General features: G+C 62.6%; 24 protein-coding genes. 11 read left to right on the top strand and 13 right to left on the bottom strand.

Translation table 11 applies throughout. From position 1 onward, the window contains the following. Positions 1–76 precede the first annotated feature (76 nt). On the top strand, positions 77–3,220 hold the full coding sequence (locus MKZ91_RS10400) for an efflux RND transporter permease subunit (RefSeq protein WP_336170705.1): 3,144 nt from the start codon (positions 77–79) through the stop codon (positions 3,218–3,220). A 15-nt stretch (positions 3,221–3,235) separates the two neighbouring features. Then, on the top strand, positions 3,236–4,387 hold the full coding sequence (locus MKZ91_RS10395; RefSeq protein WP_336170703.1) for an efflux RND transporter periplasmic adaptor subunit: 1,152 nt from the start codon (positions 3,236–3,238) through the stop codon (positions 4,385–4,387). Positions 4,388–4,405: 18 nt separating this feature from the next. On the opposite strand, the gene MKZ91_RS10390 is transcribed toward MKZ91_RS10395, so the two are convergent. Continuing rightward, positions 4,406–5,314 (bottom strand): DMT family transporter, encoded by a 909-nt coding sequence (locus MKZ91_RS10390; RefSeq protein WP_336170701.1) that lies wholly within the window; start codon positions 5,312–5,314, stop codon positions 4,406–4,408. 120 nt (positions 5,315–5,434) lie between these two features. Here MKZ91_RS10390 and MKZ91_RS10385 point away from each other — a divergent pair, with 120 nt between their 5' ends. Then, positions 5,435–5,908 carry an Lrp/AsnC family transcriptional regulator gene (locus MKZ91_RS10385; RefSeq protein WP_442892241.1) on the top strand — a complete coding sequence of 158 codons (474 nt, stop codon included), beginning with the start codon at positions 5,435–5,437 and terminating at the stop codon, positions 5,906–5,908. 25 nt (positions 5,909–5,933) lie between these two features. On the opposite strand, the gene MKZ91_RS10380 is transcribed toward MKZ91_RS10385, so the two are convergent. After that, complete coding sequence (locus MKZ91_RS10380) at positions 5,934–6,389, bottom strand: Lrp/AsnC family transcriptional regulator (RefSeq protein WP_336170699.1); 456 nt, start codon at positions 6,387–6,389, stop codon at positions 5,934–5,936. Positions 6,390–6,506: 117 nt separating this feature from the next. Between MKZ91_RS10380 and MKZ91_RS10375 the strand changes: the two genes are divergently transcribed. Together MKZ91_RS10375 and MKZ91_RS10370 are read left to right on the top strand one after the other, a co-directional pair. Continuing rightward, positions 6,507–7,418, top strand: a complete 912-nt coding sequence (locus tag MKZ91_RS10375) for a DMT family transporter (RefSeq protein WP_336170698.1) — start codon at positions 6,507–6,509, stop codon at positions 7,416–7,418. Positions 7,419–7,455: 37 nt separating this feature from the next. After that, on the top strand, positions 7,456–8,667 hold the full coding sequence (locus tag MKZ91_RS10370) for an amino acid aminotransferase (RefSeq protein WP_336170696.1): 1,212 nt from the start codon (positions 7,456–7,458) through the stop codon (positions 8,665–8,667). On the opposite strand, the gene MKZ91_RS10365 is transcribed toward MKZ91_RS10370, so the two are convergent. Next, a complete protein-coding gene (locus MKZ91_RS10365) occupies positions 8,651–9,133 on the bottom strand; it encodes a methyltransferase family protein (protein ID WP_336170695.1) in 483 nt (160 codons plus the stop codon). The genes MKZ91_RS10370 and MKZ91_RS10365 overlap by 17 nt on opposite strands. A gap of 177 nt (positions 9,134–9,310) precedes the next feature. On the opposite strand from MKZ91_RS10365, the gene MKZ91_RS10360 reads away from it, so the two are divergent. Then, complete coding sequence (locus MKZ91_RS10360; RefSeq protein WP_336170693.1) at positions 9,311–9,736, top strand: OsmC family protein; 426 nt, start codon at positions 9,311–9,313, stop codon at positions 9,734–9,736. Between the two features lie 108 nt (positions 9,737–9,844). On the opposite strand, the gene MKZ91_RS10355 is transcribed toward MKZ91_RS10360, so the two are convergent. From MKZ91_RS10355 to MKZ91_RS10315, 9 genes are all read right to left on the bottom strand, one after another. Next, on the bottom strand, positions 9,845–10,246 hold the full coding sequence (locus MKZ91_RS10355; protein ID WP_336170691.1) for a VOC family protein: 402 nt from the start codon (positions 10,244–10,246) through the stop codon (positions 9,845–9,847). A gap of 78 nt (positions 10,247–10,324) precedes the next feature. Then, positions 10,325–12,052, bottom strand: coding sequence for an adenylate/guanylate cyclase domain-containing protein (locus MKZ91_RS10350; protein WP_336170689.1), 1,728 nt, complete (start codon positions 12,050–12,052; stop codon positions 10,325–10,327). Positions 12,053–12,211: 159 nt separating this feature from the next. Further along, positions 12,212–13,183, bottom strand: coding sequence for an aldo/keto reductase (locus tag MKZ91_RS10345; RefSeq protein ID WP_336170687.1), 972 nt, complete (start codon positions 13,181–13,183; stop codon positions 12,212–12,214). A 138-nt stretch (positions 13,184–13,321) separates the two neighbouring features. After that, positions 13,322–13,696, bottom strand: a complete 375-nt coding sequence (locus MKZ91_RS10340; protein ID WP_336170686.1) for a hypothetical protein — start codon at positions 13,694–13,696, stop codon at positions 13,322–13,324. A 456-nt stretch (positions 13,697–14,152) separates the two neighbouring features. Next, positions 14,153–15,133, bottom strand: a complete 981-nt coding sequence (locus tag MKZ91_RS10335; RefSeq protein WP_336170684.1) for an alpha/beta fold hydrolase — start codon at positions 15,131–15,133, stop codon at positions 14,153–14,155. An 11-nt stretch (positions 15,134–15,144) separates the two neighbouring features. Then, positions 15,145–15,420 (bottom strand): hypothetical protein, encoded by a 276-nt coding sequence (locus tag MKZ91_RS10330; protein ID WP_336170682.1) that lies wholly within the window; start codon positions 15,418–15,420, stop codon positions 15,145–15,147. Positions 15,421–15,487: 67 nt separating this feature from the next. Next, on the bottom strand, positions 15,488–16,564 hold the full coding sequence (locus tag MKZ91_RS10325) for a hypothetical protein (protein ID WP_336170681.1): 1,077 nt from the start codon (positions 16,562–16,564) through the stop codon (positions 15,488–15,490). Next, entirely contained in the window at positions 16,564–16,971 is a 408-nt protein-coding gene (locus MKZ91_RS10320) for a hypothetical protein (RefSeq protein WP_336170680.1), read from the bottom strand. The genes MKZ91_RS10325 and MKZ91_RS10320 overlap by 1 nt, the downstream gene beginning before the upstream one ends. Before the next feature lie 9 nt (positions 16,972–16,980). Next, entirely contained in the window at positions 16,981–18,501 is a 1,521-nt protein-coding gene (locus tag MKZ91_RS10315) for an FAD-binding oxidoreductase (protein ID WP_336170678.1), read from the bottom strand. Positions 18,502–18,770: 269 nt separating this feature from the next. On the opposite strand from MKZ91_RS10315, the gene MKZ91_RS10310 reads away from it, so the two are divergent. The 5 genes from MKZ91_RS10310 to MKZ91_RS10290 all read left to right on the top strand — a co-directional run bounded on the left by MKZ91_RS10310 (position 18,771) and on the right by MKZ91_RS10290 (position 23,787). Next, positions 18,771–19,394: a hypothetical protein gene (locus tag MKZ91_RS10310; protein ID WP_336170676.1), complete on the top strand. Its 624-nt coding sequence runs from the start codon at positions 18,771–18,773 to the stop codon at positions 19,392–19,394. 164 nt (positions 19,395–19,558) lie between these two features. Then, positions 19,559–21,316 (top strand): alkaline phosphatase, encoded by a 1,758-nt coding sequence (locus tag MKZ91_RS10305; protein WP_336170675.1) that lies wholly within the window; start codon positions 19,559–19,561, stop codon positions 21,314–21,316. Positions 21,317–21,390: 74 nt separating this feature from the next. Then, positions 21,391–21,861, top strand: a complete 471-nt coding sequence (locus MKZ91_RS10300; RefSeq protein WP_442892238.1) for a hypothetical protein — start codon at positions 21,391–21,393, stop codon at positions 21,859–21,861. 4 nt (positions 21,862–21,865) lie between these two features. Further along, positions 21,866–22,555 (top strand): ABC transporter ATP-binding protein, encoded by a 690-nt coding sequence (locus MKZ91_RS10295; RefSeq protein ID WP_336170673.1) that lies wholly within the window; start codon positions 21,866–21,868, stop codon positions 22,553–22,555. Continuing rightward, positions 22,552–23,787, top strand: coding sequence for an ABC transporter permease (locus tag MKZ91_RS10290; protein ID WP_336170670.1), 1,236 nt, complete (start codon positions 22,552–22,554; stop codon positions 23,785–23,787). The genes MKZ91_RS10295 and MKZ91_RS10290 overlap by 4 nt, the downstream gene beginning before the upstream one ends. Positions 23,788–23,796: 9 nt before the next feature. Here the strand turns inward: MKZ91_RS10290 and MKZ91_RS10285 are convergent, their stop codons facing one another. Then, positions 23,797–25,137, bottom strand: coding sequence for an HlyD family type I secretion periplasmic adaptor subunit (locus MKZ91_RS10285; protein ID WP_336170669.1), 1,341 nt, complete (start codon positions 25,135–25,137; stop codon positions 23,797–23,799).

The raw sequence follows: 25,137 nt of genomic DNA, 5'->3' as shown, positions 1-25,137 counted from the left end.
TGTTTGTGCGCCGTTTCGCCACGTCCGATCACACCGTCCGCACCGGTGACATTCACCCAATAGGATCGATCCGGCCATGATCGACTTCTTCATTCACCGCCCGATCTTCGCTTCGGCGATCGCCATCATCATGACGCTCGCCGGCGGCATCTGCTACTTCCTGCTGCCGATCTCGCAGTTTCCCGACGTGACGCCGCCGCAGATCGTCGTTGCCGCAAACTATCCCGGCGCCAGCGCCCAGGTCGTCGCCGATACGGTGACCACGCCGCTTGAGCAGCAGATCAACGGCGTGCCCGGCATGCTCTACATGACCTCGACGAGTTCGAACGACGGCTCGTCGCGCATCATCATCTCTTTCGAAGTCGGCTACCCGATCGATGTGGCCGCACTCGACGTCCAGAACCGTGTCTCGCAGGCCGCCTCCTCGCTGCCGGCACTTGTGAACCAGAGCGGCGTCACCATCGCCAAGCAGATCCCCAATTTCACGGTTCTCGTCAGCCTGGATTCACCCGACAATTCGGTGGATTTCGCCTCTGTCAGCAACTACGCCTATCTGCAGATCCTTGATCCGTTGAAGCGTCTGCCGGGCGTCGGTGACGTCCAGCTTTTCGGCGAACGCCGCTATTCGATGCGCGTGTGGCTCGATCCCGATCGCATGGCCAATCTCGGCATCACCGCCGTCGACGTCCAGAACGTGATTGCCGAGCAGAACATCCAGGTGGCGGGTGGCAAGATCGGGCAATCGCCGGCACCGGCCGGCACGCCCTTCGAGATGCAGATCAACGCGCTCGGCCGGCTCAGTGATCCGTCGCAGTTCGGCGACATCGTGCTTCGCGCGGACCAGACGACCGGGGCAAAGACACGGCTGCGCGACGTGGCGCGCATCGAACTCGGGGCACTTCTCTATTCCTCCTCGGTCACCTTCAACGGCAAGGAAAGCGTGGTGCTTGCCGTCTTCCAGGGCCCCGGCTCCAACGCGCTCGACCTGCAGAGCCGCGTCCAGGCGAAGATGGACGAACTGTCGGAGCGCTTCCCTGCGGGCATCGCCTACCACATGTTCTACGACACGACACGCTTCGTATCAGCCGCGATGAAGGATGTGGTCTACACGCTGTTGGAAGCACTGGCGCTCGTCGTTTTCGTCGTCTTCATCTTCCTGCAGAACCTGCGCACGACGATCATCCCGACGATCGCCATTCCCGTCTCGCTGATCGCCACGCTGGTGGTGATGTACCTTTTCGGCTTCTCGCTCAACATGCTGAGCCTGCTCGGCATGGTGCTCGCGATCGGCCTTGTCGTCGATGATGCGATCGTCGTGGTCGAAAACGTCGAGCGGCAACTCGAGGCCGGCCTGCCGCCGCTTGAAGCCACTAAAAAGGCGATGCAGGAGGTGACCGGCCCGATCATCGCGACAACAGCCGTTCTGCTCGCCGTCTTCATCCCCGTCGCCTTCATCCCGGGCGTCGCCGGCAGCCTCTACAACCAGTTTGCGCTGACGGTCGCGATCTCCGTCGCCTTCTCGGCCTTCAATTCGCTGACGCTCAGTCCGGCGCTCAGCGCCGCCTTCCTGCGCTACCGCGGTGAACCACGCTTCGCACTCTTCCGTTGGTTCAACAGCGGCTTTCACGCGCTGTCACATGGCTATGCCCGCAGTGTTGCCGGGCTCGTGCGTTGGCGCTGGGCGCTGTTCGCCCTCTTCCTCGTGGCCATCGGTTCCACCTATGCGCTCTGGCAACGCATCCCCTCGACCTTCCTGCCGGTCGAGGACCAGGGCTACTTCTTCGTTGTCATCCAGCTGCCGGACGGCGCCTCGCTGGAACGCACCGAGGCCGTTGCCCGACAATCGGAAGAAATCCTGCGAAAGACCGCCGGCGTCGATTTCGTCGGCTCCGTCGTCGGCTTCAATTTCCTCTCTTTTGCGGCCCAGTCGAATTCCGCCGTGCAGTTTGCCGTGTTGAAGCCGTGGGACGAGCGACCGCCTGAGCAGGGTGCCTCGGCCCTGCGCGAGGCGGTGATGCCGCAACTGCTGCAAATCCCCGACGCCCTGGTGCTTGCCTTCGACCCGCCGTCGATCCAGGGGCTTGGTGCGACCGGCGGCTTCGAGTTCCAGGTCGAGGATCTGGCCGGGCGCAGCGCGCAGGCTCTGAACGACGCGACACAGGCGCTGATCGCCGAAGCGCGCAAGCAGCCGGAAATCAATCCGTATCAGCTCTTCACCACCTTCAGCACGTCGAGCCCGCAATTCGACTATGACCTCGACCGCGACAAGGCCAAGCTGCTCGGCCTCAACCTGCCGGATATTTTCAACACGCTGCAGATCTATTTCGGCTCGCTCTATGTCAACGATTTCAACCTGTTCGGCCGCACCTTCCGGGTGACGCTGCAGGCCGACCAGGCGTCGCGGGCCTCGGCCACCGATCTTTCGCGTCTTTATGTGCGCAATAGCCAGGGCGAGATGGTGCCGCTCAACACGCTCGGGACGTTCAGGTCGACGGTTGGACCCGAAACCATCACCCACTACAACAACTACCCCTCGGCGCTGGTCAATGGTGCCGCCGCTCCCGGTTTCAGTTCGAGCCAGGCGGTGGCGGCGATGGAGCGGGTGGCAAAGACGACCTTGCCGCGGGACTACACATTTGAATGGACCGGCATTACCTATCAGGAGATCCGCGCAGGCTCGATCGCAGCTCTCGTCTTTGCGCTCGCGCTCGTCTTCTGCTTCCTGATCCTGGCTGCCCAGTATGAAAGCTGGTCGATGCCGTTCATGGTGCTCTTGTCGGTGCCGCTGGCGCTTCTCGGTGCGCTTCTGGCGCTCTGGCTGCGCGGAATGCAGATCGACGTCTATTCGCAGATCGGTTTCGTGATGCTGGTCGGACTTGCCGCCAAGAACGCCATCCTGATCGTCGAGTTCGCAAGGCGACGGCGCGAGGAAGGCCTCGACGTGGTCGCGGCCGCCGCCGAAGCGGCGCGCCTGCGCCTGCGGCCGATCCTGATGACCGCCTTTGCCTTTATCCTCGGCGTGCTGCCGCTGATGTATGCCAGGGGTGCTGGTGCTGCCAGCCGCCAGTCGATCGGCACGACCGTTTTCGGCGGTATGCTGGCTGCAACCGTGCTCACACTCATCTTCGTACCGGTTTTCTACGCCGTCATCGAGCGGTGGCGCGAAGGGCTGTCGTCAAAGCCCATCGGCCCAAGCCACGAGCCGGAGGCGGCGGAATAGCAATTGGAGCCTGACATGCGTGGTTTCAGACTTGTCCTTGCCGCAGGGGTCGCAATCGCCGCCCTTGCCGTGGCCTACCACTACAAGAACGGCGGCTTTGAGCTGAAGGGCGGCGATGCCGGGGCAGCCGTGGGGCCGCCGCAGCAGGCGATGCCCGTTCCCGTTGCCGCAGTCACCAAGAAAACCGTCCCGATCTACCTCGATTATTCCGCCCGTACCGAGGCAATCCGCAATGTGACCCTGCGCGCCAAGATCACCGGCTACCTGGAATCGCAGGCCGTTCCAGACGGCTCCGATGTCAAGGAAGGTGATCTGCTCTACAAGATCGACGCCCGCGACTATCGCGCCGAACTCGACCAGGCAAAGGCGCAGGTCGAGCGCGACGACGCTTCGCTCGCCTACCTTCGCTCCAATCTCACGCGCGGCAACGAACTTGCAACGACGGGCTATCTCGACAAGGACAGCTACGATCAGCGGCGCAGTGCCGTTCACCAGGCGGAGGCAGCGCTTGCCATGTCGAAAGCGGCAGTGCGCACGGCGGAGATCAACCTCGACTATACCGAAATCCGCGCCCCCTTTGCCGGACGGCTCGGACGAAACCTTGCGCCTGAGGGGACGCTGGTCAGCAACACCTCCGGAACCCCGCTCAACAATCTGGTGCAGCTTTCGCCGATCTACGTCTCGTTCAATCCGAGCGAAACCGAACTCGCCGACATCCAGAAGGCACGGGCGAAAGGCAAGGTGGAGGCCGAAGTGCTTTTGCCTGGCGATACCGAGCCGCGCTACCGCGGTGACCTCAGCTTCATCAACAATACGGTCGAGGGCAATACCGGCACGGTCGTGGCGCGCGCGACGATCGACAACAAGGACCTCTCGCTGCTTCCCGGGCAATATGTCCGCGTTCGCCTGAAGATAAGAGACGAGCCGAACCTCCTGATGGTGCCCGAGACGGCGCTGGGGTCGAGCCAGCTTGGCAAATATGTCTATGTCGTTGGCAAGGGTGACGTTGTGGAACAGCGCCTGGTGACACCGGGCCCGACGAGCGGCGATCTCATCGGCCTGACCTCAGGGGTTTCGGAAGGCGATCAGGTGATATCGGGCAACCTGCAGAAGATCTTCCCGGGCGCCCCGGTCAAGCCGATGCCGGCGGAACAGGCACAGAAATAGGCCAAGTGCGGACCGCAGCTAGGACCGTTTGAGGATCGGGAAGAGCATGCCCGATGTAATGACGACGATGGCGACCACCTGAAGCGGCGTCGGGACTTCGTCGAGAAACACGATGCCCGCCAGGGCCGTCGTCACCGGAACGCATGGCATGAACAGCGATGCCGGCTGCGGGCCCAGTTTGCGGATCACATAGGTGTAGAGGCCGCTCGCAAGCGCTCCTGCGAGAAATCCCTGGATGATGAACTGCGTGCCGATTTCGGTGAACGAAGCGGCGGCGAGCCCGCTTGGCGCCAGAATGTGCAGCAAGGGTAATGGCAGACAGGAGAAAAACACGACGGCGATCGTCGCCGTGACGGCGTCGACGGACCATAGCCGCACCAGGACCGCATAGGCGGCAAACATCACCCCCGAAACGGCAAACAACAGGTCACCACGCAACATATCGGTGTCAGCGGTCCCCGACTGGACGACGAACAGCAGAAGGCCGGCAATGACGGTGACGATCCCGGCAAGCCGTGCGCCCGAGACCTTTTCCTTGAAGACGAGGCGGGAGAACAGGAACGAGCAGAAGACGATCACGGCGGGAGAAAGTGCCGCCGCATGCGCGGCCGGTGCCAACGAAAGTCCCTGGTTGATGACCAACGGGTAAGGCAGGCCCGTCAACAGCGCCAGCACGCAAGCCTTCCGCCAGCCAAACTGCTTCAGGCTTGGCGTGCCGATCCACCAGAGCACCGGCAGGAAAGCAAGCGCAGCACCAGAGAACCGCAGGCTGACGATGTCGGGCGCCGTCAAATGCTCGCGCAGACTGAAACGGGCGGCGACGAACTGAACGGTGGTGATCGCGACAACCGCCAATCCCGCCAGGATGGCGAGCCGCCGGCTGCTGGCTCCATCTTCGAACGTCAGATCCCCCGCACGTGCTTCCATAGCGATCGCCCTCCTTCCATTCGGCTGCGTCAAACGCATGATATTGCGCGCGGGTGCGTGCCGAAATATATTGATTGCAGTAAATCTGAGTGAAAATCTCTTTATTGAAGGTCAAATAGCGTGAGTGACGAAATTGCAGGACTCGACACGATCGACCGCACGCTGCTGCGATTGCTTCAGGAAGACGGCCGCCGCACCACGCTGGAACTCGCAGACCGGGTCGGTCTCTCCCCGACCGGCACCAGCCAGCGCATCAAACGCCTCTTCCGGGAGGGATATGTAAAGGCTGTCAGGGCAATCCTCGACCCGAAGAAGATCGGCCGGGGAACCGTGGTTTTCATCCAGGTGCGCCTCGACCATACCGCCCCGCACATTTTCGAGCGCTTTTCCGATGCCGTCGCCAAGGCGCCGGAGGTTCTGGAATGCCATATGGTGATCGGTGGCTTCGACTACCTGGTAAAGGCGCGGATTGCCGACATGTCGCTGTTTCAGGCCTTTCTGGAACGGGTGATCTTGCCTCTGCCCGGGGTCCGGGAAACCCACACCTATGCGTCGGTGGGCGACGTCAAGCCTGACGCGCTGTTGCCGATCTGAGGAACGGTAGTGGGGCTTAGGCCGATCACAGCCGTGGAAAAACGGTCGCCCGCTTGACGGTGCCATAGGCAAAGCTCGTGTCGATCGCGGCGATGCCTTCGATACTGTGCAACTGGTTGCGGACGAATTGCTCGTAGTCCTTGAGGCTGGTGACCAGCACACGCAGCAGATAGTCGGCTTCGCCGGTCATGACATAGCAGTCCTGGATATTGTCGATGGTCTTGACCTTGCGCTCGAAGGCGGCGATCGAGGCCTCGGAATGACGTTCGAGCCGGATGCGGACAAAGGCCGTGATCGGCAGGCCATAGGCCTCCTCGTCGACGATCGCCGTGTAACCCTTGATGATCTTCGCCTCCTCGAGCAGCCGCAGTCGCCTGAGGCAGGGCGAAGGCGAGAGCGCCACCTTCTCCGACAGGTCCTGGTTGGAAAGGCGCCCATCCTTTTGCAGCGCCCAGATGATCTGCCGGTCCTTCTCGTCCATTCACCACCTCCCATTGGCAGATTCTGCCAAACTTCACCGCAACTGACAGCGAGATAGCAAGAAACCGATATGTCGAGAAGCATATCATGCGAGCCAATCCGAAGTTGAGGCTCCCACATGACCGATGTGACGTCAGATTTTCAAGCATCGAAGAACGGCTTGCTGGCACCGGCGACCACCGGCTACCTCGTGCTTTTCGTCGTCGTTCTGGTCTGGGCGGGCTTTGCGCTGACGATGCGGTTCATCGGCGCCTCGCCGCTCGCCACGGCCGATGTCGCCCTCATCCGTTTTGTCCTTCCGATCGTCGCGCTGCTGCCGGCCATCCCGCCTCGGCTTGCGGCACTGCGCCGCGTCCGGCCAAGGGATGTGGCACTGGTCCTTCTCGGCGGTGTGCCGTTCTTCTTCATCGCTTCGGAAGGTGCGAAGGCAACGTCGGCAGCCTATGTCGGCGCGCTGATTGCCGGAACGTCGCCGCTTTCCGTTGCGCTGCTCGCCTTTGTCTTTGAGCGAAAGGCCGTGCCGCGGAAGCGCTGGCTGCCGCTCCTGCTGATCGTCGTCGGCGTGATCGGCATCGTTGTCGGGCAGCAGCAGGCGGTGACGACCGAAACCTTGCGTGGCGTCGGGCTTCTGCTGATAGCGAGCCTGATCTGGGGCGCCTACACGATCGGCCTGCGGCGCACCGGGATCGACGCGATTGCCAACGGCCTGCTTCTGTCGATCGGCTCGCTCATCGTTCTCTTGGCCCTGATCCTGACGGGCGCCGTCACCACCCATCTCGGGCAGTTTAGCTGGCATGAGGCGCTGCCCTTCATCCTGGTGCAGGGTCTCGGCGTCGGTCTCGTCTCGACCGTCGGATACGCTTTCGCGATCTCGCGGCTGGGCACGGCCAAAAGCGCGACTATAGGCTCGCTTGCGCCGGCGCTCGCCAGCCTGCTCGCCATCCCGGTCCTCGGTGAACCCCTGACACTCGCGACCGCTGCCGGCATCCTCGTCATCACCACCGGCGTGATCCTGGCCAACCGCCACTGATCCGATAGTCCCGTACAACGCTCTCAAGGAAACGCGCATGCTCGCCGCTCTGCCACTCGCCGAACCCGATCCCTTGTGGGCGCTTATCAGCGCGTTCCGCGACGATCGCCGAGCCGACAAGATCGACCTCGTCGTCGGCGTTTATCGTGATGCTTCGGGACAGACCCCGGTCATGCGCGCCGTACAGCAAGCCGAAACGCGGCTCGCCTCCGTCGCAGCGTCCAAATCCTATCGGGCGCTTTCCGGCAATGCGGCCTTCAACGATGGAATTTCGAGACTGCTGCTCGGCAAAGACAATGAGGCGCTCGACCGCCAATGCACGATCCAGACTGTCGGCGGCACCGGGGCGCTCCGGGTTCTCGCCGATTTCATCGCACTGGTCTCCCCGGCTGCAATGATCTGGAACACCGACCCCGGCTATATCAACCACCGCCCGATCATGAGGGCCGCGGGGCTTGGCGTGAAATCGTTCCGCTGGCAGGACAATGGGACGGGCCTCGATATCGACGCCGCGATAGCGGATCTTGCGAACGCGCGAACCGGCGACGTGGTCATCCTCCATGGCTGCTGCCACAATCCGACCGGCATCGACCCGTCGACGGAAGAATGGCGTCGTCTTGCAGCGCTGTGCAAGGACAGGGGGCTGATCCCGCTGATCGACATGGCCTATCAGGGTTTCGGCGACGGGGTGGAGGAAGATGCCCGGGGCTTGCGCCATTTCGCCGCCGAACTCGACACCGTCCTTGTGGCAGCGAGCTGCTCCAAGAACATGGGACTATACTGCGAGCGAACGGGGGCCGCGATGGTGATCGCAGCCAACAGCGGACCGCTTGCCAACATCCGCGCCACCCTGGAGCGGATAACGCGGGCTAACTATTCCATGCCGCCGGAGCACGGCGCGGCCATCGCCGCCTGTTTGTTCGAGAACCCGAACACATGGCTTGCGGAACTGGAAGAGAGCCGTCAACGCGTCACCACCATCCGCGGCAACCTCGCTGATGCGCTTGCCGACTGCGGTGCGCCGGAAAAATTCCAGGCACTGCGCCGGCAGAAGGGCATGTTCTCGCTGCTGCCGCTGGACCAGCGCCAGATGAGCCGGCTGCGCGAGGAGTTTGGCGTCTACGGCACCGCCAATGGCCGCATCAACATCGCCGGACTGCTGCCCGATGGGGTCGACCGGCTTGCCGCTGCCCTTAAGGCCGTGTCTGGCGCGCCGTCGCTTGCCCGCCCCGTCAGAGCCAGCGCCTGACGCGCGCCTTGTAGGCGAGATAGCGGCTCTCGAACTTGCGCTCGAGATAGGCCTCTTCGCGGGCAACCACGCCATAGCGGATGACGAGGTAGAATGGCACCAGCAGGATCACGAGCCAAACGCTGTCGAACGCCAGCGCAAGGCCGATAAGCCCGAGAAACATACCGATATAGATCGGGTTGCGGGTGAAGCGATAGGGGCCGGTTTCCACGATGGCCGTCGTCGGCTGGGTGGTCTGGATCTCGGTGCCGGCCCGCCGGAAGGTCGTTGCCGCCCACAGCAGCAGGGCGAGGCCCGCAAGGAAGATGCAAACTCCGACCAGACGCCCGGCCGTGGCCCCTCCCAGGAACGGCAGCGGATAGGCGCCGTCGAGAAGAAGGCCACCGCCGACAGCAGCTAACCAGGCAATCGGCGGCCGGACTATCGCGCCTGAGCGATCCTGCACATCTCCATCCGTTCCGCTCATGCCATCGCCCCCTCGCCCACCCGCTCCACGTCAAGCCTCGCAGTCCGTCATTTTAACGGCCGCAGGCTATTTGCGAAATTCCCGGAACTCGCTATCTCAAGCACTCACTATCTCAAGCAAAGGCCATCGACCGCCGCGGTCGAGGATCACGGCGTTGCAGCAAACAGGACGAGAGACATGAAAGCACGCGTCAAATGGGTGGAAGACCGGACCTTCGTCGGAGAATCCGGGAGCGGCCATAAGGTCGTATTGGGAACCGCCTTCGGCGAGGACGGGCGCACGCCGGGCCCGAGCCCGATGGAGCTGGTGCTGATCGGCACCGGCGGCTGCTCGGCCTATGATGTCGTCCACATTCTCGAAAAGGGCCGCGAACCGGTCGAAGATTGCGTTGTCGAGCTTGATGCGGACCGCGCGGAAACCGAGCCGCGGGTGTTCACCCGCATTCACATGCACTTCATCGTCAAGGGGCGTGGGCTGGCGCTGAATAAGGTTGAACGCGCCATCTCGCTGTCGATCGAAAAATACTGCTCGGCCTCGGCCATGCTCGCCAAGACTGCCACGATCACGCACGATTTCGAAGTGGTCGACACCAGCGCAGGCTGACCAGTCGATCCGGCTCGAAAGCGCCTGCTGCATGTTGCCTTTAATCGTTGCTGATTGATGGACAAAAGCATGCAGCGACTAGGAGTGCTACAGCGACCCTTGCGCGTCTTATGAGACGCGCGGCGCTGTCGGCGTGCGCGCCGGCTGAAACAGCTCGACAACGTTGCCGGAGGGGTCGATCAACAGGATCTGCGCCCCTCCTGGACCGGTCACGACATCATTGCGAAAGTGGACGCCTGCGGCTCGCAGTCGGTCGACCTCGCCGGGCAGATCATCGACAATCAGGTGAATCCGGTTCCAGCCGCCCGGGCGGGGCTTTTCGCCGTCCGGCATCGCCCTCCCCGCCGAACTGTTCGGACCGCTGAGCAGAAGCCTGAGCGCCCCACGCTGCACATCCGCGAAAGCCGGCGCATAGTTCGTCAGAAGCGAAAAGCCGAGATGGGTCGTGTACCAGGCAATCGCCGCCTCGACGTCATCCACCATGTAGCGGACATTGACTGTTTCCGACATAGGCGTTCCTCCAAACGGGCGCGGCGCGATGCGCGCCGCAGGCCACTTCCCGGCCACTGGCCGGCCAACTCCAAGCACTCACTCCGGCAGGCCTGCCAGCCGCAGGCCCTCGACGTAGCGGGCGAGCAGCGCCTTGTCGCGGTAGGGCGCGCGGCTGCTGTATCGCTCGATTGAAAATTCCGGATTGAGCTTCAGCAATTCGGCGGCGGCGCGGTGCGCGTCTTCCAATCGGCCGAGCTGGGCATAGGTTGCCGCAAGCAACCGATAGGCCGAGCCAAGATCAGCCATCTTTTCCAGAAGCGCCAGGGCCTCGTGGTCAAGGCCCGACAGGAATTTACTGGCGGCAATGTTCCAGAAATACCAGTCGGGGCGGCTCGGATTGAGCCTCAACGCCAGTTCCCCGATCCGGATCGCGTCATCGAGTAACCCGAGATAGCCCAAGGCGTCGCAATATTCTGCCAGCAGATCGCAATTGTTGGGCGCCAGTTCACGGCCGCGTTCATAGCAGCCGATCGCGCGCTCCGCCTCACCCCGCCACAGGTAGATGACGCCGAGCGCCCAGTGAACGTCGGCGTCATAGGGGCTGAGTTCCAGGGCCTTGCTTGCCGAGGCAAACGCACTCGCCAGCGTCGCTTCGAGATCGACGCGCTCGTTCCACTTGAGTTTGCGCACTTCCAGCCAGGCAAGCCCGAGATAACCGCGGGCGTAGCTTGGATCATCGTCGATCGCGGCAAGGAACATCTGCCTGGCAAGCGCGGTTTCATCCGGCTTCAGGCTTTTCTCAAGATGCCGGCCGCGCAAGTAAAAGTCATAGGCCTTCAATCCTTTCAGCGGCTTGCCAAGAACGCGGTAGCGTTCTGCCTCCTCGATCTTCACGTTCAATGCCGCCGGAATGGAGCGGGAAAGCTCGTCCTGGACCTGGAACATGTCGCTCAGGTCGAAATCATACTTCTCGGCCCAGACATGTTCGCCCATCGCGTTCGTCAGATTGGCATTGACCCGGACACGGTCGCCAAGCCGCCTGACGCTGCCGCCCAGCGTGTAGTGGGTGACCTGAGGCTGATGTTGCTGCTCGTGACGGGGCAGACGCCCGATCACGTTCAATCCGGAGAAACGCGACAATGCGGCAACCACGTCCTCTGTTATCCCGGCAGCGAAATACTCCTGGTCGGGATCGCCGCTCAGGTTCACAAACCGTGACACGTAGACGAGCGTTCGGTTTGACGTCACCGGCGGATTGCCCTGAACCTCGCTTAACGGCGGCGCCATAAGCGTCGCAAACTCCGGCGTTTCGTCGATGACTACATTGAAGATGTGTACCGGACGCCCGATGTTCTTCACCGCCTGCTCGCCCGCATCCTCGAAATGAATGCCGAGGCGACTGCCCACCGTGTCGCGAACCGCTGATGAAACCGACACGCCGCCGGGCCGGGCAAGGCTCTCGATGCGGGCGGCCAGATTGACGCCGTCACCATAGACGTCGCCGTCTTCAAACAGGATATCACCGATATTGATGCCGATGCGAAACTCCATGCGCCGATCGGGCCTGGTAGCGGTGTTTCGCTGCCGCATGCCGCGCTGGATCTCGACCGCGCAGAGGACCGCGTCCTCAACGGTACGGAATTCCACCAGCATGCCGTCGCCAATGAGTTTGACGATGTGGCCATGATGGGACGCGATCGCAACGTCCAGCAGTTCCTGACGATGCTTCACCAACGCCGCCAGGGTGCCTTTCTCGTCGGATTCCATCAGCCGACTGTAGCCGACTACATCGGCGGCCATGATGACGGAGAGTTTCTGTTCCATCGGCGCCCCCCGGGCTCCCGCAACCCTAAGGATAGCACATCCGTGGCGTGGGGCCACCGACGGAGCCGACCGCTGAAGCTACATGCGCAGGACAAGCGCCGTGACCCGGCGTGCCCAAAACGAGGTAGAGTGTGACGGAAACGGCGAGGCCGCGGCCCTTCAATCGCGATAGAAATTGCGCGTCCAGTGGTGGGCGCGCAGCTTTTCGCGCTGATCATCCGGCAGCCCGCGGCCATCGCCGATCGCGCAGTTGCGCTCGACATTGCGCACCGAGCGCATGCCCGGGATCACGGTCGATACTGCCGGGTGGCTGAGAACGAAACGAAGGGCGGTCTCCGCCAGCGCCTCGGGGGCGATCTGAAGATCCTCGACAATCTTGCGCGTGCGTTCCTCGACCTCGCGCTTGCGCTCGCCGCGGAAATAGCTTTCGCGAAAATCACCTTCGGGGAAGACGGTATCGGCGCGGATCTGGCCGGTCAGGCCGCCTTCATCGAGCGCCACGCGCACGATGACCCCGACCTTGTGCTCAAGGCAGGCGGGCAGCAGCTTTTGCTCAGGCGCCTGTTCGAAGACGTTGTAGATCACCTGCACGCTGTCGACCACGCCGGTCTCGATCAGTCGCACTGCATTGTCGGGTTCGTAGTCGTTGATCGAGACGCCGAAGAAACGGATCTTGCCATCGCGCTTCAGCCGCTCGACCGCCTCCAGCCAGTCGCCGCGCCCGACCCATTCGTCGGACCACACATGGAACTGCTGCACGTCGATCGTCTCGACACCGAGATTGCGCAGGCTCGTTTCGGTGCAGGCGATCACATGGTCGGCCGGAAAGGTATGCTCGGCCGGAGTACCCGCATGGGCCGGCCATTGCAGGTTCTTCGGCGGGATCTTGGTGGCCACATAAATCGTCTCGGAGCGCTCGCGCAGCAGGCTGCCGATCAGCCGTTCGCTGTGGCCCTGGCCATAACCGAGCGCCGTATCGATGAAATTGAGGCCAAGATCAACCGCGCGGTTGAGCGCACGCATGGATTCGTCGTCGCTTGCACCCTGCCAGTGGCTCCTGCCGATGCCCCAGGCACCATAGCCGATTTCAGAAATGCGAAGGCCGGTACGGCCGAAGGTTCTATAGTGCATGACACCGCTCGCTGAACTTTGGGGGACTACACGTTTGCCGGATATCTAGAGCCCGGCACTTGCCCGTCAACGGCCTTGTCATCGACATGCCCGAAGGCCTCGATCTCGTCATCGTATCTGCTTGCCGGCGGTGCCGCTCTATATCATCAGCCAGATGAGGACCGCCGAAGCGAAGGCAAAGACGCCGATCATCAACGCGAGCCGTCGCATGGCGACGCCGTCACCATGCATGCCATGGACGGGACCCAGTTCGTCCCGTTTGCGTGTGCGCCGGCTGTAGTCACGCGGGGGAGGCTGGCGTCTTGGTTCGGAGGCGGGAGCGTCTTCGGGCTCGGGCGCAACCAATCCACCATCGCCCGCATCGACAACGTGCGCCGATGCGTCGTCCGGCGGTGGCTGTCGACGCCGGTCGCTGGCATCCGCCCTGCGCAGGCGCGTTACCCCGTGGTGAAAAGCCCATCTCGGCGGCTTCAGATGCGCCGCCGCCTCGGATTTAGAGTGCCGGATAGACATGATTGATCTCCTGAGGGATCAACCATTCAGCGGGCACTTTGTTCCGCAGATGCGCCAGGTCTCCTGTGCGGGTGCTCGAAGGCCCGGGTCTGAGACGGATCCTAGCTGAGGCTGAGCTCTTCAGCCGCCAGCGAGAGGGACCGCTTCTCGCGTGTCGTCATGCAACGGGAAAATGCCGGAGCGTCGGCGCATGCCGAAAACAAAAGAGCCCGCCGCGGGAGGAGGTGCGGCAGGCTCTCATGAAAACCGATCAGCAACCTGGGAGGAGGAGTGGCGCTGATCTCATGAACGATCATGGGAGGAGGAGATCGTTCACATATCGAAGCTCTGCGGGAGGAGGTGCATCGCTTCGATGGGTTTACTATACAAGGATCCCGCCTAAATCGTAGGCAAGATTTCGCAAGCCAGCCATGCGCTATGCGCGTAGCGAATGGCTGACGGCTCCGCCCGATCGGCCTAAAACACCCGCGCGGCAAAGCCGGCGATCAGTTCGGCAGTCGCGGCCGGCGTTTCGATCTGGGGGATGTGATTGACGTTGTCCAGAACGGCCAGTTCCGCCTGCGGCAAAAGCGCAGCCAGTTCCTCGCCCTGAACGAGCGGCGTGACCGTGTCCTGCCGCCCCCAGATCAGAAGCACCGGCCGAGCAAAGCGCCTGTACTCATCACGGTCGGCAGACGGCGACTGACGCTCGTCGCCAAAGAGGCCGGTCAGATACCACTGCCTTGTGGCTGCGGTTGCCCCTTCGACCTCGAACGGTGCCTTGTAGACCGCCAGAAGATCGGGTGCCACGATGGCCGGATCATGCACGAAGCTGCGCAAGCCGTAGCCCGTGGTCAAAGGGTTGGTAAAAGTCGCGGCCGTGATCGCATGGCCAAGGACGGGCGTCTCCATCAACAGGCCGAGCGGCGGTTGCGGATCGGGTGCGGAAAGGCGCAAGGCGGCATCGAGAAGCACGAGCCCGGCGATCCGGCCGGGGTGTGCGAATGCCGCCTCCACCGTGCCGCCACCAGCGAAGGAATGGCCCGCCAGCACGAAGCGCTCCGCCCCGACGGCATCGGCAAAGCCGATGATGCGGCGCGCGAGCGCTGCCCGCGAATAGTCGCCATCGGCAGGTCGTTCGGAATAGCCAAAGGGCGGAAAATCGGGCGCCAGAACGCGATAGCCTCGGTCCGCCAGCATCTGTGCCACCGGTTCCCAGGTTTTCGACCAGGAGACGGTGCCATGCACAAGGATGACAACCGGCCCGCCGCGCAGCCCCCAACTCATGTAGTGCATGTCGCGGCCTTCGACCTGGACGTAGCTTCCGGCCTGCCCCTCGCGCCCGGCGGCAACACTCTCCCGCCAGGTGGAAAGGCCGGAAAACACGGCAAGCACGCAGACTGAAAGGGCGGCAATGCCGAGCAGGATACGCATGAACCAGCGCAGAACGACGTGCATCTTAACCTTTCTCAGACAGCCGGATCTGGCCTGAAGGCGAGACACCCGCCCTTTCGGAACGGCAGCACCAGAAGCGCCCCGGCCCGGTAAAGGCGGCGGACATAGGCGGGGTCCTCGCTCGTTACGACCGCATAATGCGGCTCCCAGCGCAGCACTCGGATGTCGCCGGGCAGGTCCGTTGGAGCGCCGGCAGGTGGACGAAGCACAAGGGCGGCCGGAGCTTCGCCGGTTGCGGCAAAGAGCGCGGCGTACAAGACCAGGACGCCTGCCAGAAGCGCAGTCGCCACCGCCGCCTTCCTTACGATTTTCGACACGTGAGGCACGCCGCCGATCCTTCGTGAAACGAGGGGCAGGTTAGTAATCGAAGACGTGCTCGATGCCGGGGTCGGCGATCGGCCACTGTCTCAAAATATTGCCGAGGTCCCCGACCTTGACGGACAACAGAACGCGTTCGTTGCCAAAGCCGGCCCGATCAAGCCTTGCAATGACGACGCCCTTTTCGAGCAGGGTACTGTTGCTACTGGTCTCAAGTGTCGCGCTCAGCATGATATCGTCATTTCCGGCGATGTCCTCGATCGTTCCGCCAGCCCTGGCGATATCGGCGAGGATATGGGTGAAGCGGTCGTAACGTGGCGTTTCGATCAGGAACTTGCCGTTCTGGCCGGCTTCGATCCTGACGTCCGGGATCGCGGCGAGCTGCTCTGCCGAAAGCCCCGAGACGACGGAAAAGATCGTCAGCCTGGCCTGGCCAACGGCATCCACAGCGCTCGCGATCGCACCCGCATAGGCAATCTTCGACTTCCATTCGAGGCCAAGCGCGAGGCGCCGCTCCCAGCCACGCACCGGGTCTTCGACCGGCGCTGCCCAGAGCGCGTCGACAGATGTCTGGAAAGGATACTTGTACCAGGGCACCTGGCGAAGAAATGCCGCGTAGTCGGCCGCCATGTCGCGCGCGACGATGTCCTGAGGCGATTTTTCAGCGCCACGCCAAAGTGCAGCAAGCCGGCCGATCGTTTCCTCGTAGGCCGCCTTCAGGCCCATCTCGAGCGTGAAGCTGACCCCGATCGTTGCAATCGTCATGCGTGTGGCGCTATCGGCCCCGCCGTGCGCGTCGGCAATTTCGGTCAGTGCACAATCGCTCGTCCAGAAATCCTTCACGCTCGACCAATAGTCGAACTGGTACTCGTCGCCGCGCTTCAGCGCCTCGGCCAGGCCGTCATAGGCATAGACGATGTGCCATTCAGGATAGGTCAGGTAGGTATTGGCTTCCTGCCGCCGCTTGTCGGGATCACTGACCAGGGGAACGAAAGTCTGGGCCTTCGGTTCGCCATGGCAGAAGGCCTCCACATAGGCTGCAGGGCTCAGGAGAATGACGATGAAAATCGCCAACGCGCCGATGGCAATGGCGAAATACTTCAGAAGTCGCCGCATCAACGCGCCTCGCCGGCAAAGACGTAACTCGATATCAAAGCCACGCCACCAAGGAACAGATGCGGCAGGTTCGCCAGGATCTTGAAGCCGAACGGCAGGTCCAGCACACCGTAGTTGATGATACCGAGATCAAGGAAGCCGGAGCCGGTGATCAGGCCGAGCAGACCGTCGCCGAAGTAGAGAAGACCAAAATAAAACAGGAAAGCGCGCGCTGCCTTCGCCGACAGGAAAGCAGCCGTTGCCGCCCAGAGCGCCGAGGCGAGATGCAGGCCGTCGTCATAGATATCGAGCGCAAAAATGCCAAAGGCACGCCCCTGCTCATCCGTCAGGCCGGGAATGTAGTTCAATGCGGCCGCGCCAAGCAGGGCCAGCGCGTAAAGGCCTGAAATCAAACGAAGTTTGGACATGCCGGCTCCTCAGATTTTCGAGATGTAGTTCTGCCAGAGGCCATTCTGGAACAAAAGTCCAGGATCGACCTGCCGCTTGGCCGCGGCAAATTCGCCGACGCGCGGATAGGCGCGGGTGAGTTGGTCGAGCCGCGCATGCGGCCGATAGGGCAGATAGTAGCTGCCGCCGATCGAAAGCACCCGCTCGATCAGCGCCTCGGTCATGCGGGCCATGTCCGCCTCGCCGCGCACGGTCTTCTCCTGCGAAAACAGCATGACCGCCGCAACGCGCGGTTCTCCGGCATAGGCAAGCACGCTGTCATGATCGGTGTTCACGTAGCGCAGCGTGATGTTGAGAAGCTGCTGGTAGGATGCCGGGATGGTGTCCTTGCACGCCTGCACGAACTCAGCGAAACGCGCCGGCGACACGAAATACTCATGCAGGATATCGGTGCGCGACGGGTCCTTGTCGTCGAGCGTGACCACCGGTTCGTTCATCAGGCTGTTGCGCGAGGCGCTGCCTACGATCTGCGGGTTCAGGCGCGCCTCGGTCCACCAGCGCAGATGCTTGACCTCATCGGATTCGACCTGTGCCCGGAAGATGTCGCGGGCGGCATGGCTGAGGAACCCGGACCCCTCGGCTGTCGGTATGTCCGACTGGTCCGCGGCTGGCCGATATGTAATCAAGAGCGCGTCGTCGAAGAAACGGTCGAGCGATACGTCCATGCGGCCATAGGCCATCTGGATGGACGGATCGGCGGCAAGTGCCTCGACGAAACGCTGCCCGAGGCCAGGACCGTCGACATGGGTGAAGGTCGGCTCGAGCAGGGCGTTCGGCACCATGTCGAGTTCCAGTTCGGTAATGACGCCGAAGAGGCCGTATCCACCCATGGTCCGGCCGAACATCTCGACATTTTCCGTGCGCGAGCACGTCAGCAGATCACCGCCAGCGGTGATGAGCTTGATCGAGCGCACCGTCGCGCCGCAGCCGCTGAAGGGTACCGGCCAGCCATGCGCGTTGACCGAGAAGGTGCTGGCGACGCCAAAATCGTTGTTGGATTGCATGACCGCCGGGGAGAAGCCGATCTGATCCAGTTTTCTGATGACCGTCGACCATCGCGTTCCGGCAGCGACGCGATAGGTGCGCGCCTTGCTGTCCGCTTCCAGCCATTCCTGATCAAGCGTCAGCACCGTCCCTTCCCTGGCAAGGCTCTGGCCGCCCATCGAGTGACGGGCAGCGCTGGCGACGAAGGGGCGGCCGGCAGCGCGTGCCTCGGCGATTGCCGATCGAATGGTGGCGATCGCCTGATCCTGCGGCGTCTCGTTCACCACCATATGTCTTGCAACCGGGGTCGGCGACAATTCGCTGGCATCGTTGAGAACAGTGCCACCGCCCGACGGCTTCACCGTTTCACCGGGGAAGAGCGGGCCTGGGTCGTTCGTCGAAAACGGTAGCAATCGGCCCGCCGCAACACCTGCAATCGCCGCACCACCCATGAGCACCAGACGCCGGCCGATCCCACGTTTCTTCCCATCCATATCCGAAGTCACTCGCCTTGCTCCCCACCCGGACAACTGCAAGCGCCGCACACAGGCAGCGGCTCGCGGCGCAATATCAACCGGAAGTTTATTAAATGCCAATTAAGGCAACGCAACGCGGCGCCACCGACGCAGCGGTTTTCTTCTCGCAATCAGCGTGACCGGCGCGAACAGGGACCCAGCCTGAAGGCGTTCTGAGTGTTTTTTCATCACGGCATTTCGATTTTACTCGATCGACGAGCACCGCTAGGCTCTTGCAACATCTGATGGGAGAGAGACCAATGAAACGTGGATTTGCAACTCTCGCATTCGTTCTGGCCTGCACGGGCGCGCCCCATGCGCAAGACACCAGCATGAGTTTCTTCGTCACCAGCGTAAACCCCGGAAAAGGGGGCGACCTTGGCGGGCTTGCGGGCGCCGACGCCTATTGCGGCCAGTTGGCAACCGCCGCCGGGTCGACAGGCAAAACGTGGAAGGCCTACCTCTCCACCGATGCGGAAAATGCCAAGGACCGGATCGGCAATGGCCCCTGGTACAACGCCAAGGGCGAGAAGATTGCCGATGATGTCGCGTCGCTTCACGGCGACAAGAACAACCTGACGAAGCAGACGGCCCTGAGCGAGAAGGGTGACGTCATCAACGGCCGCGGCGACACGCCCAATCGCCATGACATCCTGACCGGCACGAAAGCCGATGGCACTGCGGCGCCGGAGACCTGCGGCAACTGGACGATGGGCGGAACGGACGGGGCCGCGATCGTCGGCCACAGCGACCGTACCGGCCTGAACGAGTCTGCCGAGGCGAAGTCCTGGAATTCGTCCCATGCGACGCGCGGCGGCTGTACCGTCGATGCCTTCAGGGGCACTGGCGGCGAGGGCCTCTTTTACTGCTTTGCCGCAAACTGAAGCCGTTCCAGGGCCAGCGCCTGTTCTATAGAGCGATGGCGCGCGGCCAATGCAGTGCGTGCGACGATATCCGAACCCAAGCAAACCTTGCCGCGTGTCATCCATGTGTCACCACGGCTCGTTAATCACGATCCGTCGTTCTGTCCCAACCGCGCGAGGATCCCATGCGTAAGTTTCTAGCCGCTCTTGCCGCTGCCACCATGCTGGCCGGCGTGTCTCACGCAGCCACCGTCTACCCGCTCGATCGTGCGACGATCCTCGTCGGCTCGCCGTTCGACTTCAAGGTCGAGTTCGACGGTGTCGTGAAGAAGGAAGATGTGAAGGTCACCGTCAACGGCGAGGACGCCAAGAAGGTGCTCGGCGCCGACTTCGATTTCGTGGCCGACGAACAGGGCAAGGACAACGCGAGCCTGGGTTCGGCCGTTATTCTGCGCGCCGCCAAGATCAGCAAGGCCGGTGCCTACAAGGTGGAAGTGACCGCCGGTGACCAGACGAAAACCGTCACCTGGGATGTGTTCGGAACATCGGCCACCCCGAAGGCCAGGAACGTGATCTTCCTGCTCGCCGACGGTCTTTCCGTCTCCCACCGCACCGGCGCCCGGCTGATGTCCAAGGGCATGACCGAGGGCAAGGCGAACGGACGCCTGTTCATGGATGACCTCGACCATATGGCATTCATCGGCACGTCCTCGACCAATGCGATTGCCACCGACAGCGCCAACACGATGTCGGCCTACATGACCGGCCACAAGACGGCGATCAATGCGCTTGGCGTTTACGCCGATCGGACCCCGGACAGCCTTGACGATCCGCGCGTCGAAAACATCGCCGAGGCGGTCCGTCGCCTGACGAAGAAATCGATCGGCGTCGTATCCACGTCCGAACTGCAGGACGCAACGCCTGCCGCCGTTTTCGCCCACACCCGCAAGCGCGGTGACAAGGCCGACATTGCCACGATGTTCCTCGACACCAAGCCCGACGTCATCCTTGGCGGCGGCTCGGCCTATTTCCTGCCCAAGGATGTGCCCGGGTCCAAGCGCAAGGACGACAAGGACCTGATCAAGTCCTTCAAGGACGACGGCTATACGCTGGCGACCGACAAGACGGAACTGGCGGCTGCGGCCGGCAGCAACACCGGCAAGATCCTCGGCCTGTTTCACACCGGCAACATGGACGTGACCCTTGACCGCGAGTTCCTCAAGAAGGGCACGGTCGAGAAGTTCCCGAACCAGCCGGGCCTGAAAGACATGACCAAGGCCGCCCTCGACCAGCTCTCCAAGAACCCGGAAGGCTTCTTCCTGATGGTGGAAGGCGCTTCTGTCGACAAGATGTCGCATCCGATGGATTGGGAACGCGCCCTCATCGACACCATCGAGTTCGACCAGGTAGTCGGCATGGCCCGCGAGTTCGCCAAGAGCCATCCCGATACGCTGATCGTCGTTACCGGCGACCACACGCACGGCGTTTCGATCATCGGCACGATCGACGACGAGAAGGCGGGCACCGCGATGCGCGAGAAGGTCGGCGTCTACGCCGAAGCCGGCTTCCCGAACTATGAGGACAAGGATGGCGACGGCTTCCCCGACAAGATCGACGTGAGCCGCCGCCTGGCCATCTTCGCCAACAACTATCCGGATTACTACGAGACCTTCCGTCCGAAGATGGATGGCCCGTTCGAGCCGGCGATCGAAAACGAAAAGAAGGAATACGTAGCCAACCCGGCCTACAAGGACGTGCCCGGCGCGGTCCTTCGTGAAGGCAACCTGCCGCGCAACGCCGACACCGCCGTCCACGCGGTCGATGACGTCGTGCTGCAGGCGACCGGCCCTGGCGCGGAAGAGTTCAAGGGCTACATGGAGGAAAGCGACGTCTATCGCGTCCTCGCAGATGCCTTCGCACTCGGCAACGACCAGAACATGTAACCGTCATAACCGGGATCGCTCCGGGCGGACCAACGCCCGGAGCATGAATTTCAGCCGCATAAGGAGGTGTAGCCATGAGCATCGACCTTTCCGGGTCCGGGCTCGGCCGCCGCAATGTCCTGGCCATGATCGGCCTGTCGCCGATGCTCGTCCTTTCGCGGCCCGCCTTCGCTGCGCCCGCGCAATTGCGCTTCGACGATCTCTACGGCAAGATCAGCGTGCTCGGCCTGGAGTTTTCCGACAAGGTCAAGGCGCTGAACGGCCGTGACGTCGAGATGAGCGGCTTCATGGCACCGCCACTGAAAGCGGAAGCGAAGTTCTTCGTGTTGACGGAAATCCCGATGTCGATCTGCCCGTTCTGCTCGACCGATTCCGACTGGCCCGACAATATCGTCGTCGTCTATCTCGACGAGGCCCAGACTTTTGTGCAACCGGGCGTGCGTATCGCCGTCTCGGGCACCCTTGAAGTCGGTTCCTGGACCGACGAGGAAACCGGTTTCCTCAGCCGGCTGCGGCTGCGCGGCGCGCGCTACTGGACGGCGTGACACCATGCTGTCGCTGGAACTCGTCGATGTATCCGTTACTTTTCCCGGGCTCGCTGCGCCGGCCCTGATCATCGATCGCTTGACGATCCCGGCTGGCGGTCGTGTCGCGATTACCGGCGCGTCCGGTTCGGGCAAGAGCACATTCGTCAACGTGGCCACCGGGCTCGAGCGGCCACGCCAAGGCGCGATCAACTGGAGCGGCACGGACATCGCGACGCTCTCGGAAGGCCGCCGCGACCGCTGGCGCGGTGAAAGCGTCGGCCTCGTCATGCAGGATTTCCATCTGTTTGCCGGATTGTCCGCCATCGACAACATATTGCTGCCGGCACGGCTTGCGCGCTCGGCTTCGAGCGAGATCGTCGCCCGCGCCCATGAACTCTTGAGCCGAACGGGGCTGAAGCGGCCGGACCAAAAGATCGAGACCATGTCGCGCGGTGAAATGCAGCGCGTTGCCGTCGCCCGCGCGCTCCTGCGAAAGCCCGGCGTCGTCATCGCCGACGAGCCGACGGCCAGCCTTGACCATGAGAGCGGCGAAGCGGTCGGCAGCCTGCTTTTGCAACTGGCGGAGGAGGAACAAAGCACCCTGATCGTCGTGTCGCATGACCCGCGGCTGACGGACCGGCTCCAGCGCAGGATCACCTTCGATCTCGGGCGGATCGTGAAGGATACGGCCTTGCTGGAAAAAGCCGCATGATCCGCTTTATCCTTGCCGATCTGCGCGAGCACTGGCTCGGCTCTGTCGTTGTCGTACTGATCGTCGCGCTCGCCGTGGCGCTCGGGGTGGCGGTGACGCTTGAGGAGCGCGCGCTGCGGCTTGGCAGTGCACGTGCGGCCGACAAGTTCGATCTGGTGATCGGCGCAGCTGGCAGCGAAAACCAGCTCGTGCTCTCCTCCGTCTTCCTGCAACCCGCGCCTCTGCCGCTGATCGATGGCACTGTGCTGCCACGGCTTACATCCGATCCGCGCGTCGCCTGGGCAGCGCCGATTGGTTTCGGCGATTCCTTCTCAGGCTATCCGATCGTCGGCACGACGACTTCGCTCGTCGACAATCTTTCCGGCGGACTGGCGGAGGGTGAGCTTTTTGCGCGCGAGGGCGAGGCGGTGATCGGCGCAAGCGTTGCCCTGAAGCTCGGCGACGTCATCAAACCAATGCACGGCTCGGCTGGAGAAGGCGGCCACACCCACGGCGAACTCGCCTATCGTGCCGTCGGACGCCTGAAGGCGACCGGAACCGCCTGGGACCGGGCGATCCTCGTCCCGATCCAGGCCGTCTGGGATATTCATGGAATGCGTCATGATGCCGACGAACATCAGGGTGGGAGAGAGGACGAACATGACCACGGTGCGGTCGATCCGAACGCGCCGATCAACGAAAGCTGGGGGATTGAGGTTCCTGGTGTGCCGGCAATCCTGGTGAAACCGAGGACCATCGCCGACGCCTACAAGCTGCGGCAGGAGTTTCGCCAGGGCGCCACGCTGGCAGTGTTCCCGGCCGAGGTTCTGACCCGGCTCTATGCAACGCTTGGCGACGCGAAACGGGTGCTGTTTGCGGTCGCCGTCGGATCGCAGGCCCTGATTGCTGCGTCCCTGTTGCTGGTGACGATCATGCATATCGGACAAAGGCGCAAGCAGATCGGAGCACTGCGGGCATTCGGTGCTTCGCGCAATGCGCTGTTTTCGATCGTCTGGCTGCAGCTCTTCGCGCTGGTGGCAATGGGCATCTCCACCGGTTTCGCAATCGGTTATGGCGCGGCGATCGTGATATCCCGGATGGTTGCCGATGGCAGTGGGGTGAACGTTCCGGTCGACTTTGCCCCCGACGACATCCGTTTGGCGGTCGTGCTGCTTGCCTTTGCTGCCGCACTTTCCGCCCTGCCCGCGATCCTTACCTACCGACAGCCGCCGGCCACGGCGTTGCGCGGATGAGAAGCCCGATCAATTCTCCATGAATGCACGGGCCATGCTGTCCCGGATCGGCTTGGTGAGGTAGTCGAAGAAGGTCCGCTCCGCCGTCTGGATGAGGATTTCGGCCGGCATGCCGGGCGTCACCGCAAGGTTAGGAACCCTTGCAAGCTCGCTTGTCGGCAGGCTGACGCGAGCAACGTAGACCTCGCGCGTCCCTTCCTGGGTCTGCACCGGCAAGGCGTCGGCAGACACGTAGAAAACCTGTCCGTTCAGCACTGGCGTCGTACGCTGGTTGAGTGCGGTCAAGCGTACCGTTGCCTTTTCGCCGACCTTGATGTTGTCGATCTCGGTGCGTAGCACCTGGGCCTCGATGATCAGCGGCACGTCAGCCGGCAGGATCTCCATGATCGGTTTTCCGCTTTCGATAACGCCGCCGGACGTGTGGTAATGCATCCTGATCACCGTACCGGTCACCGGTGCGTTGATCGTGGCACGGCGAAGAACATTGGTGGCCCCGCGCAGCTGTTCGCGCACCGTGTCCAGTTCTGCCTCTGCCTTCTGCAAGTCGTCCTGCGCCGCCTCGCGGTAACTCTCTTCGGTCTGGTTGACCTGCTGTTCCTGCTTGAGGATCTGGGAGCCCGTTTCGGAGACTTCGGACATCAGCCTGCCGATCTGACCTTCAGCGTCGGCGATTGCCCGCTGGATGGTTTTGATCTCCGTCTTGCGGATCAGGTCTTTCGCAAGCAGCGTCTTTTTGCCTTCATATTCCTCCTGAAGCAGCTGACGCTGCTCCCGAACCGATTTCAGCTGCTCCTGGAAGCCTTGCGATCGGAATTCCAGACTCTCGATGTTGCGTCTCAGCAAGCCGAGATCGCTTTCCAGCTTGCTTTTCCAGGTCTGGAAGCTGAGTTGCTGGCTTTGCACGATCGGGCCGATCTCCGGGTCACTTTTCAGATGCGGGGTCAGGATCTCCGGCAAGACGATCTCTTTCAGACCGTGCGTCTGCGCGGTGAGGCGGGCGACGATCGCCTCCAGCCGCGCCCGCCGGAGAAAGAACTGGCGTTCGTTAGCAAGCGCCGCCGTCTCGTCGAGGCGGACCAGCGGCTGGTCGACGGTCACATGATCGCCCTCGCTGACCAGGATGTCCTTGATGATCCCGCCTTCGAAGTGCTGGATCACCTTGTTCTGGCCGGTGGCGACGAAGCTGCCTTGCGCGATGATGGCAGCGGCGAGCGGCGCGGTAAAGGCCCACAGGCCGAAGCCGCCGAGCGTCGCCACCATCAACAGCATGCCGATCATGGTGTGTCTCCAGATCGAGCGCGGCACCTCTGCGTACCATGTCAGGTCATGTACTTTGGCTATGTCCGTCAT

The sequence above is a fragment of the Ensifer sp. MJa1 genome, assembly GCF_037026475.1.
Classification (GTDB): domain Bacteria; phylum Pseudomonadota; class Alphaproteobacteria; order Rhizobiales; family Rhizobiaceae; genus Ensifer.
The sequence above is the reverse complement of the archived record's forward strand: the minus strand, read 5'-3'. Positions and strand labels throughout refer to the sequence as shown.

Excerpts from the sequence above, each read along its gene's own strand:
- MKZ91_RS10400 (WP_336170705.1), top strand. The coding sequence starts at position 77 with ATGATCGACTTCTTCATTCACCGCCCGATCTTCGCTTCGGCGATCGCC.
- MKZ91_RS10395 (WP_336170703.1), top strand. The coding sequence starts at position 3,236 with ATGCGTGGTTTCAGACTTGTCCTTGCCGCAGGGGTCGCAATCGCCGCC.
- MKZ91_RS10390 (WP_336170701.1), bottom strand. The coding sequence starts at position 5,314 with ATGGAAGCACGTGCGGGGGATCTGACGTTCGAAGATGGAGCCAGCAGC.
- MKZ91_RS10380 (WP_336170699.1), bottom strand. The coding sequence starts at position 6,389 with ATGGACGAGAAGGACCGGCAGATCATCTGGGCGCTGCAAAAGGATGGG.
- MKZ91_RS10375 (WP_336170698.1), top strand. The coding sequence starts at position 6,507 with ATGACCGATGTGACGTCAGATTTTCAAGCATCGAAGAACGGCTTGCTG.
- MKZ91_RS10370 (WP_336170696.1), top strand. The coding sequence starts at position 7,456 with ATGCTCGCCGCTCTGCCACTCGCCGAACCCGATCCCTTGTGGGCGCTT.
- MKZ91_RS10365 (WP_336170695.1), bottom strand. The coding sequence starts at position 9,133 with ATGAGCGGAACGGATGGAGATGTGCAGGATCGCTCAGGCGCGATAGTC.
- MKZ91_RS10360 (WP_336170693.1), top strand. The coding sequence starts at position 9,311 with ATGAAAGCACGCGTCAAATGGGTGGAAGACCGGACCTTCGTCGGAGAA.
- MKZ91_RS10355 (WP_336170691.1), bottom strand. The coding sequence starts at position 10,246 with ATGTCGGAAACAGTCAATGTCCGCTACATGGTGGATGACGTCGAGGCG.
- MKZ91_RS10350 (WP_336170689.1), bottom strand. The coding sequence starts at position 12,052 with ATGGAACAGAAACTCTCCGTCATCATGGCCGCCGATGTAGTCGGCTAC.
- MKZ91_RS10345 (WP_336170687.1), bottom strand. The coding sequence starts at position 13,183 with ATGCACTATAGAACCTTCGGCCGTACCGGCCTTCGCATTTCTGAAATC.
- MKZ91_RS10340 (WP_336170686.1), bottom strand. The coding sequence starts at position 13,696 with ATGTCTATCCGGCACTCTAAATCCGAGGCGGCGGCGCATCTGAAGCCG.
- MKZ91_RS10335 (WP_336170684.1), bottom strand. The coding sequence starts at position 15,133 with ATGCACGTCGTTCTGCGCTGGTTCATGCGTATCCTGCTCGGCATTGCC.
- MKZ91_RS10325 (WP_336170681.1), bottom strand. The coding sequence starts at position 16,564 with ATGCGGCGACTTCTGAAGTATTTCGCCATTGCCATCGGCGCGTTGGCG.
- MKZ91_RS10320 (WP_336170680.1), bottom strand. The coding sequence starts at position 16,971 with ATGTCCAAACTTCGTTTGATTTCAGGCCTTTACGCGCTGGCCCTGCTT.
- MKZ91_RS10310 (WP_336170676.1), top strand. The coding sequence starts at position 18,771 with ATGAAACGTGGATTTGCAACTCTCGCATTCGTTCTGGCCTGCACGGGC.
- MKZ91_RS10305 (WP_336170675.1), top strand. The coding sequence starts at position 19,559 with ATGCGTAAGTTTCTAGCCGCTCTTGCCGCTGCCACCATGCTGGCCGGC.
- MKZ91_RS10300 (WP_442892238.1), top strand. The coding sequence starts at position 21,391 with ATGAGCATCGACCTTTCCGGGTCCGGGCTCGGCCGCCGCAATGTCCTG.
- MKZ91_RS10295 (WP_336170673.1), top strand. The coding sequence starts at position 21,866 with ATGCTGTCGCTGGAACTCGTCGATGTATCCGTTACTTTTCCCGGGCTC.
- MKZ91_RS10290 (WP_336170670.1), top strand. The coding sequence starts at position 22,552 with ATGATCCGCTTTATCCTTGCCGATCTGCGCGAGCACTGGCTCGGCTCT.
- MKZ91_RS10285 (WP_336170669.1), bottom strand. The coding sequence starts at position 25,137 with ATGACGGACATAGCCAAAGTACATGACCTGACATGGTACGCAGAGGTG.